Annotated in this window: 13 protein-coding genes; all 13 read right to left on the bottom strand. The window is 35.9% G+C overall.

The genetic code is table 11. From position 1 onward, the window contains the following. Positions 1-34: 34 nt before the first annotated feature. Positions 35-1,321, bottom strand: coding sequence for an EF-P 5-aminopentanol modification-associated protein YfmH (gene yfmH / locus KQI76_RS07765; protein WP_216399762.1), 1,287 nt, complete (start codon positions 1,319-1,321; stop codon positions 35-37). Continuing rightward, complete coding sequence (yfmF, locus tag KQI76_RS07770; RefSeq protein ID WP_216399763.1) at positions 1,314-2,603, bottom strand: EF-P 5-aminopentanol modification-associated protein YfmF; 1,290 nt, start codon at positions 2,601-2,603, stop codon at positions 1,314-1,316. Before yfmF ends, yfmH begins: the two co-directional genes overlap by 8 nt. A 757-nt stretch (positions 2,604-3,360) precedes the next feature. Next, entirely contained in the window at positions 3,361-4,320 is a 960-nt protein-coding gene (locus KQI76_RS07775; protein WP_216399764.1) for an ABC transporter permease, read from the bottom strand. Beyond that, complete coding sequence (locus tag KQI76_RS07780; protein WP_216399765.1) at positions 4,321-5,367, bottom strand: ABC transporter permease; 1,047 nt, start codon at positions 5,365-5,367, stop codon at positions 4,321-4,323. It lies immediately after the preceding gene. Then, a complete protein-coding gene (locus KQI76_RS07785; protein WP_216399774.1) occupies positions 5,367-6,875 on the bottom strand; it encodes an ABC transporter ATP-binding protein in 1,509 nt (502 codons plus the stop codon). Before KQI76_RS07785 ends, KQI76_RS07780 begins: the two co-directional genes overlap by 1 nt. Positions 6,876-7,082: 207 nt before the next feature. Then, positions 7,083-8,192, bottom strand: a complete 1,110-nt coding sequence (locus KQI76_RS07790) for a BMP family lipoprotein (RefSeq protein WP_216399766.1) — start codon at positions 8,190-8,192, stop codon at positions 7,083-7,085. Between the two features lie 75 nt (positions 8,193-8,267). Further along, positions 8,268-8,987 (bottom strand): GntR family transcriptional regulator, encoded by a 720-nt coding sequence (locus tag KQI76_RS07795; protein ID WP_216399767.1) that lies wholly within the window; start codon positions 8,985-8,987, stop codon positions 8,268-8,270. A 633-nt stretch (positions 8,988-9,620) separates the two neighbouring features. Continuing rightward, entirely contained in the window at positions 9,621-11,897 is a 2,277-nt protein-coding gene (locus tag KQI76_RS07800; RefSeq protein ID WP_216399768.1) for an FtsK/SpoIIIE family DNA translocase, read from the bottom strand. 283 nt (positions 11,898-12,180) lie between these two features. After that, positions 12,181-13,044, bottom strand: a complete 864-nt coding sequence (dapA, locus tag KQI76_RS07805; protein ID WP_216399769.1) for a 4-hydroxy-tetrahydrodipicolinate synthase — start codon at positions 13,042-13,044, stop codon at positions 12,181-12,183. A gap of 16 nt (positions 13,045-13,060) precedes the next feature. Then, the gene (gene dapG, locus KQI76_RS07810) at positions 13,061-14,296 is read right to left on the bottom strand and encodes an aspartate kinase (protein ID WP_216399770.1); all 1,236 of its coding nucleotides are present in this window, start codon (positions 14,294-14,296) and stop codon (positions 13,061-13,063) included. A 16-nt stretch (positions 14,297-14,312) separates the two neighbouring features. Next, a complete protein-coding gene (locus tag KQI76_RS07815) occupies positions 14,313-15,356 on the bottom strand; it encodes an aspartate-semialdehyde dehydrogenase (RefSeq protein WP_216399771.1) in 1,044 nt (347 codons plus the stop codon). Positions 15,357-15,461: 105 nt separating this feature from the next. Continuing rightward, a complete protein-coding gene (locus KQI76_RS07820) occupies positions 15,462-16,043 on the bottom strand; it encodes a dipicolinate synthase subunit B (protein ID WP_216399772.1) in 582 nt (193 codons plus the stop codon). Between the two features lie 21 nt (positions 16,044-16,064). Beyond that, complete coding sequence (gene dpaA / locus KQI76_RS07825) at positions 16,065-16,943, bottom strand: dipicolinic acid synthetase subunit A (protein ID WP_253288868.1); 879 nt, start codon at positions 16,941-16,943, stop codon at positions 16,065-16,067. Positions 16,944-17,563: the final 620 nt, after the last annotated feature.

The raw sequence follows: 17,563 nt of genomic DNA on the forward strand, positions 1-17,563 counted from the left end.
AATGGATTCAAGTAACAAGGAATAATCATTTTAATTATTCTTGCGTCGGTTTAACTTGAAATACAGCCACATTATCATCTTTAATCCAATTATTTAAAAAGTCATTCGCTTCTTCGAGTGTTAAAGACTCTAATGTCGGTAATAAATTAAAGAAATCTAGATCAAGCATTTGATAATGACTCACTTGATTAGCAATGTCAGATACACGATTCATACTTCTTAATAGTTGACCGATCATCTTTCTTTTCATCCGCTCAAAATCTTCATTAACTAATTGATAATCCTTAAATGAAGATAATTGCTCTTTCACTTTTTGGGCAAATAGATCTGGATTTTCAGTATTTCCTCCCACAAGTGAAAAGGTAAATTGTTTCTGACGTTCGGTTTCAAAGCCTAAATTCCCATCAATTAAATCAAGATCATATAGTTCTTGATAGTAGATACCAGAGCGGGAATAAAAGTGATCTAACAACATATCTGCAAGAAGATCTTCCTTAATAAATGACTCCTTATCAGTTTGGGGCACTTCCTTAATTCCTACCATACATTTTGGTACAGCAACGGGCATCTCAATCGATACATTTTTCTCATAAACATGAGCTGGCTCTGTTAGATAATGTCTTTCAATAGGTGGCATTTGCTCAAAAGTTTTACTAGCCTGATTAGTTGTAATCACTTCTAACAATTCCATTGGGTCAAAGTTTCCAACCAATACTAAGACCATATTAGAAGGATGATAAAAGGTTTCATAACAAGTATACAAATCTTCTTTAGTGATTTGATTAATTGAATCAACCGTACCAGCTATATCAATACGGACTGGATGTTTCTCATACATCGCACCGATGATTCCAAAGAAGGCTCTCCAATCTGGTTGATCATCATACATTTGAATTTCTTGAGCAATAATTCCCTTCTCTTTTTCGACCGACTGATCTGAAAAGTAAGGCGTTTGTACAAAGTCTAATAATATTTTTGTGTTTTCGATAATATCTGAAGTTGCTGAAAATAAATAGGCGGTCTTCGTGAAAGATGTAAAGGCATTGGCAGAAGCACCTATTTTAGTGAAATCTTGAAATACATCTCTATCCTCTTTCTCAAATAATTTGTGTTCAAGAAAATGAGCGATCCCATCTGGCACAGTAATTAGATCTTGTTGATTAATTGGTACAAATGTTTGGTCAATAGAACCATAATTCGTTGTAAATACACCATAAGTTTGGGCCATTTCAGTCTTAGGAACTAAAACGACTTGAAGGCCATTAGGTAAAACATCTCGATAAACCGTCTCTTCTATTTGTTCATAATAGGTTTTATTCATCCATTTGACCTCCTTTAGCAGTTAAAAAGTAAACCGTATCTAATTCTAACTTATTTGCAATCTTAATAATCTCATCTTTCTCCACTTGATTAATTTCTTCTATAAATGTTCTAACCGAACGATTTGAATTAGCTATTCTCTGGTTGTATAACACTTCGATCATGCCAAAAGGATCATCAAGTGTTTCCTTATATTGATTAATAATTAATCGTTTTGCCTCCGAGATTTGGTCTTCGGTAAACTCCCCTTTTCTCATCGCATCCATCTGTTCTAAAATAATCGTCTTCGCTTGTTCAAAGTCTTGTGGGGCAATTCCACTAAACACAAATAATAAACCTTTATGACTTTCGAATTGGGAAGCAGCATAATACGCCAAACTATTCTTTTCTCGCACATTGATAAATAATTTGGAACTTGGAAAACCACCAAAAATAGCATTGAATACTTGAAGCGCAGGATAATCGGGGTCAGCAAATTTTGTATGTGTCCGATAACCTAAATGTAACTTTCCTTGTTGGACATCTTGTTCTTCAATAACTTCCTTTGAACGTTTAACCAAGGGATCTTCTGTTAAATGATCCTGTTCTTGAATCTTTTTTAAATTACGATCAAATAAGGAACCAACCAATTGGTTTATATCAATTGATTCAAAATCTCCCATAATATAGATGTCAAGGGGATCCTCTTCAATCATTTCTAGATAATATTGGTATAGATTTTCTTCAGAAATCCCATCAAGATCTTCTGGATAACCATGAATGTGGAGATGGTAAGGTTCATCTTTACACATTTCATCAATCATTCTTGTGTTTGCATAATGCATTTTATCATCATCGAGAGCAGTAATCTTTTGCTTTAATGTTTGTTTCTCTTTAGCTACAATATTAGCATCGAATTTTCCATTTTCTTGTTTCGGATTAAATATTGTCTCACTAAAAAATTTAAGTGCCGCTTGTAAGACATTCTCGTCTGTTGATAAGTAAGCTTGATTAGCTATTGACATTCGAGCTGTTAAAATATGCTGTTCTCCTTTTTTGCTACCGTCTATAGAGAATGTCGCCCCATATAAATCATCTAAAGCACGACGAAAAGCATTAGCAGTTGGATATCGCTCTGTCCCTTGTTGGAGGACAAACGGTAATAAAGCACGTTTAGTTATCGACTCTCGTGATAATTGTGAGCGGAATTTAGCAATTATATGGATCGTTTTGAATTTTTTATTTTCAACTATATGTAATTTATAGCCTTTTTTTTCAACTGTTCGTTCATTTAAATCAATCATTTAATACCTCCTAAGAATAAATAAACAAGATATTTTTATTATATCCATCTTTCTCTCGCTCATTATAGTTTACCTTAAAAACTGGAAGGAAACAATTGCCACGTTTATCATAATGTATTTTACCTAAAAGTGAAGCTACACCCAGCGGGCTTTCTTTTTCCACTGCGTATTAAATGAATCAATCAAGCTGTTACTGTCAGTTGATCTCTCGCTTACACTTCTTAGTTTCCTTCGAATATATGAAGGAGGAGTCTTACTGACTGCTACACTGCGATAAAGATTAACTATAGAATAATCCGAACGATTTATCAAAAATCTGTTCGGATTATGTCTAGTTAAGGAAAGCTATATTCAATGATGATTTATTCTCAATTTAGTGGATCTTAACCTTTACTGGACCTTAAGCCTTCTCTTATTAGCCTTAGTTTCCCATAAAGTTAAAACAGAGCATCATACAGCTAATTCGGACAAGTTAAAATCAATTATTTGTCACTGACTTATCAATTTTATTCATTTCTTACTTTCGATTCTCAATCAGATCATTTTAATTATATAAAGTAAATCTTCGCTAAGTGGGGCTCCCCTCTCCCCACTTAGTATGAGTTGAACGAATCTGGCTTTTACTGACTGTTGCTTCCTCTACTACCATCCGATCGTTCTTTCAAATGATTGAAATAAAGGTCTTACAGTCAGTTAATCCCCTGAAAAATTATACTTTGTCAAGTTACCCAGTTTATTTCAGTCGATCTAGTTTAGTTTAACGGCTACCTTTAATATATGGAACACCATTAGCCTTTGGTGCATCTGCTCGTCCAATAAAACCTGCAAGTGCTAAAATCGTTAACACATAAGGTGCGATGACAAGATAAACATTCGGTACATTGGCTAAGAAAGGAACGGTTCCACCAATTACACTTAAACTTTGAGCAAAGCCAAAGAATAAGGCTGCACCAAGTGCACCAATCGGATGCCATTTCCCGAAAATAACTGCAGCAATTGACATAAATCCTTGTCCAACGATAGTTGATCCAGAGAAATTAAAGGTAATCGTTTGAGCGTAGATTGCTCCACCCATACCCGCTAATATACCTGATAAAATAACTGCAATATAGCGTATCTTAGTTACATTAATTCCATTTGTGTCTGCTGCCATCGGATGTTCTCCAACTGCACGTAATCTCAGACCAAACGGAGTCTTATAAATAACAAACCATGCTATGATTGCAACCACAATTGCAATATATGATGTGTAATAAATACCTTTAAAGAAGATATCTCCGATAATTGGAATATCTGATAGAAAAGGGACTGACTGTGTATAAAAAGGCTGGGTGATCATATCTGTTTGACCTTTACCATAAAATTCTCGAGTTAAAAAGACACCTAAACCAACAGCCATTAAGTTTATTGCTACACCACTAACGGTTTGATCCGCACGAAAAGAAATAGAAGCTACTGCGTGCATAATTGAGAACAATCCACCAATGATTGTACCCACTAATATCGATAACCATGGCGTTAATGCCCCTAATGTTTCCGCATAAGCCAAGTTAAAAACAATACTTGAAAAAGCTCCTATTACCATAAGCCCTTCAAGTCCAATATTAATCACTCCTGATCGTTCACTAAATACACCACCTAAGGCAGTAAATATTAATGGAGCAGAATAAAACATCATGATAGGAATAATAATACCTAACAAATCAACGATATACATTTAATTCTCCTCCTTTTTCAGGCGAAGTAGTACCCAGCGGATAATATAGCTTGATGCAATAAAGAATATAATCGAAGCAATAACGATTTCAACTAGTTCTGATGGAACACCAGCAACAGTCGGCATTCTCAATGCCCCCATTTTTAACGAACCGAATAGAATCGCAGAGAAAAAGGATCCCATTGCAGTATTAGCTCCTAACAACGCAACAGCAATTCCGTCAAAACCGAGGTTGGTAAAACTACCATGAACATGCATATGTCCAAATGTCCCTAATCCTTCCATTGCACCAGCCAAACCTGCAAAAACACCTGAAATCATCATTGATTTTATGATGTTTTTCTTAACATTCATTCCTGCGTAATTTGCTGCATGGCGGTTGAAACCAACTGATCTTAATTCATAACCGGTTGTTGTTTTTTCTAAAATAAACCACATAGCAATGACAGCAACTATAGCGATAATAAAACCCCAGTGAATTTGTGAATAACCCATTTTTTCATATAACCAAGTTGTTCTCAACGAAGCTGTTTCTGCAATAACCTCAGATTTATCCCCATTATTTGATAAATAGTTTCTGATGATATAATTACAAGTATGTAAAGCAATATAATTCATCATAATCGAGATAACAACTTCATGAACACCTCGTAGGGCTTTTAATATTCCAGGAACTGATGCCCACAAAGCTCCGGCAACAGCAGCAGCTAATAATGCTAGTGGAATATGAAGAACAGCAGGTAAATCAAAAGAGATTCCAACCCACACAGAAGCTAACCAACCAACGAGTACTTGGCCTTCAGCACCAATATTAAATAGACCCGTTCGAAAGGCAAATGCAATCCCTATACCTGTTAACATTAATGGTGTTATCTGTCTGACTGTTTCACCTATTGCGTAAGAGTTACCAAATGCACCACTTATTAAAGCACTGTAACCTGCAATCGGATTATAACCAAAAATCAACATAATTATAGCTCCAGCTAAGAATCCTAAAAGAACTGAGATAAGTGGAACTAAAAGATTAAAAAGTCGATTAGAGAACATTAAATGTCACCCTCCTTTTCAGGCTGACTACCTGACATTAATAAACCGAGTTCTTGCTCTGTTGTTTCAGAAGGTTTAACATCTGCGACAATCTTACCATCAAACATAATGACAATGCGGTCACTGACATTCATAATTTCATCTAATTCAAATGATAAGAGTAAAACAGCCCGACCTTGATCACGCTCCCTAATTAAGCGTTTATGAATATTTTCAATTGCCCCTACATCTAATCCACGTGTGGGTTGTGCAGCAATTAATAAATCAGGTGATCGATCAACTTCACGTGCAATAATTGCTTTTTGTTGATTACCTCCGGATAATGCGCGCGCTTTTGTTCGCGGGCTTGGTGTCCTTACATCATAATCCTGAATTAATTTCTTGCCATATTCATAAATCTTATTAAATGACATAATTTTATTTTTTGAAAAGGGTTTTTGATAATAAGTTTGTAACACCATATTTTCAGCAATTGGGAAATCAAGAACAAGGCCATATTTATGACGATCTTGTGGGATATGACCAACACCAGCCTCGGTAATTTTCCTTGTAGATAGGTGTGTTATTTCCTGTTGGTTCAATAAAATCTGACCACTTTCAACCTTACGTAGACCTGTAAGTGCTTCGATCAATTCTGACTGTCCGTTTCCGTCAATACCTGCAATACCAACAATCTCTCCAGATCTAACCGATAGATTCAAGCCCTTGACCATTAGTGCACGTCGGCTATCTTTTACTTTTAAATCTTTAATTGTTAGCACTTCTTCTTTTGGTTCAGCTTCAGTTTTTTCAATTTTAAATTCAACTTTACGTCCAACCATCAAAGCGGCGAGTTCATCTGCTGTTGTTTCGTTCACATTCACAGTAGCAATCCCTTCACCTTTTCTGATAACGGTACAACGATCACAAACATCCATAATTTCTTTTAATTTATGAGTAATCAAAATAATTGAAATGCCTTCATTAATTAAGGAACATAAAATTTTCATTAATTCTGTAATTTCTTGCGGTGTGAGGACGGCAGTTGGTTCATCTAAAATTAAAACGTCTGCACCCCGATATAGTGTTTTTAGTATTTCAGCTCTTTGTTGCATACCAACTGAAATATCACTGATTTTTGCTTTTGGATCAACACTTAAACCATATTTCCGGGACAGTTCAGCTACTTCCCGTTCAACTTTATCAATATCAATAACACCTTTTTTCGTAGGTTCTACGCCTAACATTATATTTTGTGCAACAGTAAAGTTCTCAACAAGCATGAAATGTTGGTGTACCATACCAATCCCAAGTCGATTCGCAACATTGGGGTCCGTAACCTTTACTGGCTCACCTTTAATTCGAATTTCTCCTTTTTCCGGTTGATATAATCCGAACAAAACATTCATTAATGTCGATTTACCTGCCCCATTTTCACCTAAAAGTGCATGTATCTCACCTTTTTTTACTTGTAAATTTATATTATTATTCGCAACAATACCAGGGAATTCTTTACGGATGTCTAGCATCTCAACCACATAATTTCCCAAGCCATTCACTCCGATCCGGATAGTAATAAATCATTAAATGAAGGGGGGAGAGTTACTGCCCTTCATTTAAAGATTTTATTAAATCAGTTTATTAACTAGCTTTTTTTCAAGCGAAGACTTACGGTTGTTAACCGATAGAAAAAGGCTAGAACAACTAGTGTCTAGTGTACTAGCCTTTCATTTAATTTATAGTGCTTCAAGGAAATCTGCTAATTCATCATCTGTTTGCGGGACTACGATGTCGCCATCTAAAATTTTAACCATCCATTCATCAACGGCTTGAGACATTTCGTCTGTAAAAGCTTCTTCATTTGTATCAGCAACACCAATTGCGTCATCCTCAAGACCGAAAACTAGCCGTTCTCCACCAGGGAACTCTCCATTCATTGCCATTACAGCGATATCACTAACGGCAATATCTACTCGCTTAATCATTGAAGTCAATGTAACATTAGAGTCACCAATTTGACCTTCTTCATACTGATCACGGTCAACACCAATTACCCAAACACCTGCATCTGGATCATTCTTAACTCTATCTTTTGCTTCAGTAAATACACCATTACCTGTCTCACCAGAAGCGTGGTAAATGATATCTACTCCAGAGCTATACATTGTAGAAGCAATAGCACGTCCACGACTTGGATCTGCAAAAGATTCAGCATAATCTATATTTACTTCTATTTCTGGGTTAACCGATTTAACCCCTGCTACAAAACCTGTTTCAAACCGTTTGATTAAAACGCTATCTACTCCACCAACAAAACCGACTTGATTTGTTTCTGTTGCTAAAGCGGCTACCACTCCAACTAAAAACGAACCTTGTTCTTCTGAAAAGTTAATACTTACAACATTATCTCCTTCAACAACATCATCAACAATACCAAAATAAGTATCAGGGAAGTTTTTAGCAACTTCTTCAACTGCTGCTTTTAACTCATAACCAATTCCGTAAATTAAATTGTAATCTTGTTGAACAAGACCATTTAAGTTTGGTAAATAGTCAGAGCCACTATCAGATTGAGCATAATCAAAGCCTGTCCCACGCTCTAATCCGTATGTTTCAGCAAATGCCTGAATACCTTCCCAAGACGATTGGTTGAAGGATTTATCATCTATCCCACCAATATCAGTTACCATTGCTACAGAAAAGTCTGTAGTTTCTCCTGTTGAGTTATCTATTTCGTCGCTCCCTGCATCTTCTGATGGATCATCTTGATCAGAGGAACCACAAGCACCTAATACTAAAGCTGTACTAAGGAACAAGGCTAATATAAGCAATAATTTCTTTTTCACTTTAAAACCCCCAAAAGTATTTTGTTGACCGATTATTGATTAGATGAACTAGAGTGGTAGTCTTAATAAAATGTATTACATTCTCTTTCTCACAACATGGAATTGAAAGGCATCACTTCTAAAATAGTTTTCTGAATAGAGTATCGGTTGATGATCTTCTGTATAGTGTACTTGTTTCAATAATAATAAAGCTTGATCCGGGCCACAGTTTAAAATAGGAGATATTTTTTCATGATAACCAATTGGTTCAACATAGGCATGTGCATATTCAATGCGCTTCCCAGTGTAATCATGAATTAATTCAAATATTGAATCTTGACCATGGATGTGGCCGATCGGAATTACTGCATTGTCTACCTTGTCTATACAGTAGACAACCGGTTCCCCATCTGCAGTCCTCACCCGTTCAATTCGGGCTATTGTTTGGACGTCCAACGAGTTAAAGTTGCTTAAATCCATTTCAGTCGGCTCCACAATCTCTACTGCTACATACTGTGTTCCAGGTACCTTACCTGCTTTTTTTATCATTTCAGATACACTACCTAATTCTTCAATACCGGATGAATAGATCGGTTTTGGATTTACAAATACGCCAACGCCCAATCTTCTTGTCACAATACGCTCTTCAACCAATTGGTCAAGAATTGCATTCATCAATTGTTGTGAGACTTGATATTTTTTGGCTAGTTCATAAAGAGGATATAGCTTTTCATTCGGTAAAAAAAGACCTTCTTCAATATCATTCCGAATATGATTAAGCCCTTCTTTAAATCGATTATAATCATTTATCGACATTTAAAATCCTCCAGTAATAAAATCAATTGACTTGGTCATTAACAATATAACATTTTACTATAAATAAATAAATAGCCATTATGACATATTTCGTAAAAAAATGACTTGTTGCAAAAGTCCAATTATTTAGAATAATTTGTCCCTTCTGCTGAGGAATCATTCAAAGTAAGTATGAAAATATGATTCAGAATACCAAAAATAGATGGGTAATAAAACAAAGCGTTATTCAATGGGTTCGAATCCCATTGAATAACGCTGCTTTGCACATGGAAAATCTTTATCGAAGATATACTACTTGTAAGTCCCCCACTTCAATCATTTCAGGAAAACCATTGGATTCTATAGCTAGGGTCAAAAGTCAGTAAAAGCCCGATTCATCATCCCACACTCAGTGGGATAGAACCATCCCAACTGGCTAAGATTTGACTTTATTCTTACAATATATATATCAACATGATTTTTAGTTTTGTTACTTGCAATGTTGAAATAAGTCACATATGAAAAATAACTATTTTTTAGATAACGGCGCTTTCCAAAGATTAACAATACTCTATTTTTAACTAAGTTAAGTCGACTGAGCAAAATACTCTTTATCGGCTTTGATGGCATCGTTCAAATCAATTCAAATTGGAATCAAACGTCATTGTCCGGATACTCTGTGATCAGTACCTTTCTAGGCTTTGAACCTTCGTAAGGACCAACTATTCCGCGATCTTCCATCATATCAATTAATCTTGCCGCCCTTGTATAACCAATTCGGAAACGTCGTTGGAGCATCGATACACTAGCTCTTTGCATTTCAACAATCATTTCCACAGCCTCATCAAATAATTCATCATCCGGCTGGTCAGATGTTTGTTCAATTTCATCAGGAATCATTTCTGTTTGATATACTGCCTTTTGTTGTCCAATACAATGATCAACAACATTTTCAACCTCATCATCAGATAAATAAGCACCCTGAATCCGAACTGGCTTAGATGAGCCAACTGGCATAAAGAGCATATCACCACGGCCTAACAACTTATCCGCTCCACCCGTATCTAAAATTGTCCTTGAATCGGTTTGTGACGACACACTAAAGGCAATCCGTGATGGGATATTTGCCTTGATTACCCCTGTAATCACATCAACTGAAGGACGTTGGGTTGCGATAATTAAATGAATTCCTGCCGCTCTGGCCATCTGAGCAAGCCGGGTAATGGCATCCTCAACATCTTTTGATGCAACCATCATTAAATCTGCCAACTCATCAATTAAGACAACAATATAAGGTAATGTCGGTTGGCGATCCTCAAGATCGACCGTTTCATTGTATTTATTGATGTAATTATTATAACCTTCAATATTTCTACTTCCGCTATCTGAAAAAAGATCGTAGCGACGCTCCATTTCAGCAACAACCTTTTGCAAGGCTTGGGCGGCTTTCTTTGGATCCGTAACAACGGGAGCTAATAAATGAGGAATCCCATTATAAATATTCAACTCAACTTTCTTAGGATCAACCATCATCATCTTGACTTCATGTGGTTTTGCACGCATAAGAATGCTCGTAATAATTCCATTGATACAAACACTTTTTCCACTTCCTGTTGCACCTGCAATCAGTAAATGTGGCATTTTATTTAATTCCGCCACAATGGCATCCCCAGAAATATCACGACCAAGAACAAAAGATAATTTGGATCCTTCTTGATCTTTGATTGTTTCAAATACTTCATACATTGAAACCATAGATATTTCGTGATTTGGCACTTCAATACCCACGGCTGATTTCCCTGGAATTGGCGCTTCGATACGAATATCTTTTGCTGCTAAGGCTAATGCAATATCATCATGTAGACTGACTATCTTACTCACCTTAACCCCCGGTTCAGGATAAACTTCGTATTTTGTCACCGCTGGACCAATATGTACTTTAGCTACTTTTGCCTTTACCGAAAAACTACTAAATGTAGTCTCAAGCTTACGAACTGTATTTTGAATTTCCTTTCGATTTTGTTGATGTTTCTTATTCTTGGGCTGATCAAATAAATCAATTGAGGGTAATTGATAATCAGTATTTTCCAATTCGGTCATAGGGGCAACTTCAATTGTATCTAAATCCTGTTCAGAATGACTATCGTGATTCTGTTTATCCAATTCCTCTTCCACATTTGAATCCATAGTCTCTGAATAAGCAACTTCCGTAAAAGCCTCGATTACAGGCTCTTTATTTGGTTCAGACTCTATTAATTCTACTGGTTGAATAGAATCTGTCTTTGCTTCTCTTTTCTGCCTAGATTGATTCTTTTGACGTTTTTTTCGCTTTTTGAAAAATGATTTCACCCGGGTTTTTTGTTGTTTGAAAAACTTATCAAGTGACAAATCGATAACAAATATCGTTCCTATCAACAGCATAAAAATAGCTAAAAACAGGGCGCCCGTTGTTGAAAAGAGAACATAGGAAAAGGCGTAAATAATTGCACCGATCATTCCCCCACCCAAAACACTTGCACTAACAGCCCCATTAAGATAATCGATATAATGTCGCCATGTCATTCGGATAATTGAATAGTCCTCAATATTTACTAAATCTTGTTGATATTGATCAATATGACTAACCAATAGTAGTCCAAGAAAAATCAACAACAATCCAAAAGTCCTTCTAGTCCAAAGCTGTGGTGTTTTTCTTTTTACAATTAAGTAAATCCCAATGATCAATAAGGCTATGGAAGCTAGCATATACCAGAAGCCAAATAAAAATCTTAAACTATTCTCTAACCATGATGTAATTAAACCATCACTTATTGAGCCTGCACCACTGCCAAAAATAGCAAGTAGGACAAATAGAATACCATATAGTTCATATTTAAACTGGACACTTATTTTATTTTTTTTCTTTTTCTGCTTTCTTTTTTTACCTGCCATAAAAAAACTCCTTACAAATAACTGTCGATTACCTTATTATAACATACTATAGCTTGTTCTTCTTCTCCTATTATAAATGAGACTGGATTCAATCCTACCGAAAATCATTTCTTTAAGATCATTATCATATTTGTCAAACAGAAACGTTCTTTCCATCTACGAGAGATGACGGTGAGCCTATGCTCCTCAAATATTGGATTTAAAATCCAAATGAAAAGAGCACAATATCAATTTTGATATTGCACTCACTATTTATCGTTGATTAATTAAGTGAAGGCTCACTTCACGAGAGTAAGTCTCGAATTAATTGCTCCTCTGCCTCACTCACATTTACAAGTGGAAGTCGAACATGACCAACATCAATCCCCTTCATTCGTAGAGCAGCTTTAACGGGGGCTGGTGACGGCGCCATAAATAGCCCTTGCATAATCGGCAATAACTTCCGATGTAATCTAGCAGCACCTTTTACATCACCAGAATCAAATTTAATTAACATATTTTTAAACTCATTTCCAATAATGTGTGAAGCAACAGATACAACTCCTGCCCCGCCTATAGATTTCATTGGCAAGGTAAGACTATCATCACCACTGTATACTGTGAAATCATCATCAGTTTCTTCTATAATTTTTGCAATGTTGTCTAAGTTTCCACTAGACTCCTTAACTGAAACAATATTATCAATTTTAGATAACTCAATAATCGTTTCTACATTCAGATGAACCATCGTTCGTCCTGGTATATTGTAAAGCATGATCGGTAATTTTGTTGCCTCTGCAATTGCAGTAAAATGTTGATATAAGCCAGCTTGGTTGGGTTTATTGTAATAGGGGGTAACGAGTAAAAGTGCATCCACCCCTATTTCCTCGGCAGCTTTTGTTAGTTGAATTGAATCAACAGTATTATTAGATCCTGTTCCAGCAATGATTGGATATTTCCCATCAGCAACTTTTACTGCATGTTTAAATAGTGATATCTTTTCTTCATAAGTTAAAGTTGGTGACTCACCAGTCGTTCCTGCTATCACTAAACCATCCGAACCATTATCAATTAAATAATGCATCAGATCCGTCACTTTTTCGTAATCAATTTGATTATTTTCATCAAAGGGCGTAACCATCGCTGTTAGTAATTGACCAAAATTCATATAAATATGCCCTCCTTTAATTATTTGTCTCAATCATTTGATCATTCAATTCAAATGCTTGGTGAAGGGCATTAATCGCTGTAAATAAATCTTTTTCATTAATTAACACCCATATAGTTGTATGACTATCCGCAGATTGCAATATTTCAATTCCTTCATTGACTAGACTTTGAACCATTTTCGCTGTTACACCCGGAACACCCGTCATACCAGCACCAACGATTGAAACTTTTGCACAATTATGAATAAGTCTTGGTTGATAATTTAATTTTCTTAATATCTTTTCAGCTTTTTCACTTAGTAACTCAGGGATTGTATACATAACACCTGATGGAAAAATATTAATAAAGTCAACTGAAATACTTGCCTCTGCCATTGCCTCAAATATCTGAGCAGGTAATAAACCAGCAGGCTCTTGGCTTACAATTTTCACCTGAGTAATCCCCGACATGTGAGCAATACCTGTAATGAGTCGATCTGGAATATTGACCTCGATATCATTATCCGTCGATCCAGTAACTAATGTTCCTAGTCCCGTTCCATTACTTGGCCTTACTCGAATCGGTATTTTTGCTTTCATCGCAATTTCAACTGCGCGTGGATGAACAACCTTTGCACCTTGATAAGCTAAATTACATATATCAGTATAGCTAGCAATCTCCAGTGTACGTGCATCTTTTACAACTCTTGGGTCAGCTGTCATGATCCCATCTACATCTGTAAAAATATCAATAAATTTAGCATCAAGTGCAGCACCAAGTGCAGCGGCTGATGTATCGCTACCACCACGCCCTAATGTTGTTGTCTCATGTGTAGCCGTTTCTCCTTGAAAACCTGCAACTACCGCGACATCATTCACAAGTAATTCGTCCTTCAACCTATCCGTTTCGATTGCTTTAATTTTTGCAGCTGTAAAATCATCTGTTGTCATAAGTCCTGCTTGTGCCCCAGTTAAAGCAATCGCATGCAAACCTTCTTGTTTTAATTCATTAGATAAGACGACCGCTGAGATAATTTCACCACAAGACAATAATAAATCCTGTTCCCGCTTCGATTGCTTCCCATTTGGATAATTGACTAAGGCTAACAAAGAATCTGTTGCATACGGAGAAGGGGCACGTCCAATTGCTGAAACAACAACTACTACTTTATAACCTTCTCGTTTTGAAGCTTGAATATGTTTAATTGCATGTTTTCTTGTGGTCGCATCTGCTAGTGATGTCCCCCCAAATTTTTGAATTAAAACATCCATTTACTTCACCTCAATATTAAAGCCAATTGTTTTTCACCAGAGATTCGGCGATTTGAACTGAGTTCCAAGCTGCTCCCTTTAACAAATTATCTGATACAACCCACATATGATAACCTTTATGATCGTCTAAGTCTTTTCTGATTCTACCAACGAAAACATCAGACTTCCCAGCTGCATCTAATGGTGTTGGGTATTCTTGTTTTTGTGGATTATCCTTTAACACAATACCCGGTGCATGCTTCAATGTTGCTTGAATACTTGAAACAGATGTGTCCTCTTCGACCTCAAAGTAAACACTTTCCGCATGAGATGTAAAGAAAGGCAATCTTACACAAGTTGCTGCAACTGATAATTCTGCATGATGTAGAATTTTCTTCGTCTCATTGATCATTTTCATTTCTTCAAATGTATAACCATTATCTTGAAAAACATCAATTTGTGGTAATGCATTAAATGCAATTGGGTAATGGTTGGATTCACTCTTAACAGGTAATAATTCTGCATGTAAATCTTCTCCAGCCAAGAAAGCTTGAGCTTGATCTTTGAGCTCTTCAACCGCCTCTGCTCCTGCCCCAGAAACAGCTTGATAGGTAGAGACAATCACCCGATTAAGCCCATATTTATCTTGAATCGGTTTTAAAGCAGTAACCATTTGAATTGTAGAACAATTTGGATTTGCAATAATACCATTATGAGCTTGAATATCTGTTTCATTAACTTCAGGAATAACGAGTGGAACTGATTCATCCATTCGATACGCACTCGTATTATCTATAACAACTGCACCTCTTTTTACAGCCTCAGGTGCCAATACTTTTGATATCGATCCACCTGCAGAGAATAAGGCAATATCAACGCCTTCAAAGCTCTCAGGTTTAGCTTCTTCAACAATGATAATCTCATCATTGAATTTGATCTTCGTTCCAGCTGACCGTGATGATGATAAAAGTTTCAATTGTTTAATTGGAAAGTTCTTCATTTCTAAAGTCTCTATTATTTTTTGGCCAACGGCTCCTGTTGCACCTAATACAGCGACATTATATGTTTTTGTATTTGACATAAAAAAAACCCCTCTCCACAAGCATATTAAATAGTAATATCTATTTTAACATATTCTTATGTCAAAGAGGGGGAAGTTTATCGTTAAATTAGAAAAAAATCTATTTTAATAAGTCGTAATGACTGGCTGTAATTGTTTAAATGATAAAGCATTCTCTATCGTTTCAGGTAATAAATCCATTTTTGATATTAGTGAATTTGGTTTACCTACTGGATTATCTTGACCAAAAGGAACAAAGAAAATTCCTTTTGTTGCAATTAGTTTCATTAAGTTAACTCCGTTTAAACCTAATGCATCATTTGTTGAAAGAGCTAAAACAATTGGTGCTTGATTACGCATCGTTGCTTTAGTTGCCATTAAAATTGGAGTATCTGTAACAGCATTTGCTAGCTTACTCATTGTATTACCTGTTAATGGTGCGATAACCATACAATCTACAGGATCCTTTGGACCAAATGTTTCTGCCTCTTCAATTGTAGTAACTGGATGGCTTCCTGTTATATCACTTATCTTTTTTAAATGGTCTTCTGCTTTACCAAATCTTGTATTTACCTTTTGAAAACTATATGAAACAACAGGACGTACACCTGCACCTGCTGCAACTAATTTCTCTATTATCGGAAAAACCTCTTCATACGTGCAATGTGAACCAGTGAGACCAAAACCTATTTTCTTTCCCTTTAACATAACCGATCCCCTCCGTACATATTATTGATGATCAATAATTAATTGATCAATGACATTGGCGAGTATTTCACCAGCTGTTTTAGGAGCAACTTTCGCTGGTAATCCCAATGCATGAATTGTATTTAACCCTCGCTTTTTGGCATGAGCAAAGTTTACACCACCTGGTTTTGATGCTAGATCAATAATTAATGCATCCGATTGAAGTGTATTTAATTGTTCTTTATCAAGCACCATAACAGGTATTGTATTAATCAATAAATGACACTTTTTAGTATATGAAGTTAGTTCACTTAGGTGAAATCCATTGTATCCGAGCGTGTGAGCTTTGGCGATATCTCGTGTTTTCCTTACACCTGTAGACACATGAGCACCAAGCTTTGTAAATTTATCGGCAACGGTTAAGCCCACTCGGCCTAATCCTAGCACAACAACGTTTGCATCATGTAAAGTCGTTTTCATATGTTGAAGAGCTAACAAAATTGCCCCTTCTGCTGTTGGAACTGAATTATAAATAGCTACATCATCCCGTTCCATTAGTGGGATAAAAGTTAACTTTTGATTCGCTAATTTCTCAGATAAATATGGTGTTGTTATTCCCGAAAAAATAAGTGCCTTACTTTTAATTCGCTCAAACCAGTCATCCGGTAAGAAGAGGGATCTATTTGAAAAAGTCGACTTCACCTGACCATTACTTTCGACACCGGTAATAGGTAAAATAACGACGTCAAGTGTTTCAGGTGAGACTTCATCTAAATCAGTATATTTTACACCTAAAAATCCTTGATCTAACAAGTCATACCCAATCAATTGGATCTGATAATTTGTGTTGCTGATTAGCTTTTTTATCAATTCTAAATAGCGGGCATCACCACCTATGATCGCCAGCTGTTTTTTTAACATCATACGCTTCACCTCTAGCTGAAATTTTTAGTCCCTTTTTTTGCTTTTCTTCGTGTGATACACGATGATTACACAGTTAGTAATTTCACTTTATCTTATGCGTTTGGCATAAGTCAGTGCAGGTCATTTAAGCAAATAGGTTTATACACATTTGAAAACATGTTTAATGAAGTTCAAACAGTCAGTTAAAGACGAGAAGTTAACAACTCCGTTCTTTTATATTTCGATATTTAAATGATTTTTAAAAGTATATCTTCACTTGATCTGGAGCCTATAGCCAGGTAATCTAAGCTGAAAATAATCAAAATTGTCAAATTGGGGATTTAATTTTTGAAGAATGATTGATTAACAGAACGAGGAAATATACCTAATGACAACAACAGAATAGTGAATGAAAAGCTTAGTCAAAAATATAAAATCTTTATCTAGTTCTTCTTACGCACAGCATTCAAGCTTTGTGAAACAAAAGTGATCAAAGATATAATAATCCACCTAGCGTTTTGAACTGCACCCTGTCAAGTAGACAGTGAAAAAAACAAAAGATTTATGCCGCAGCCTGGTGCCGATATTCTAACGGTGCTAGGCTGTTTAATCTCTCTTGGTATCGTTCTTCATTATAA

It is taken from the genome of Amphibacillus sp. MSJ-3 (assembly GCF_018919165.1).
In the GTDB taxonomy this organism is placed as follows: Bacteria; Bacillota; Bacilli; order Bacillales; family Amphibacillaceae; genus Amphibacillus.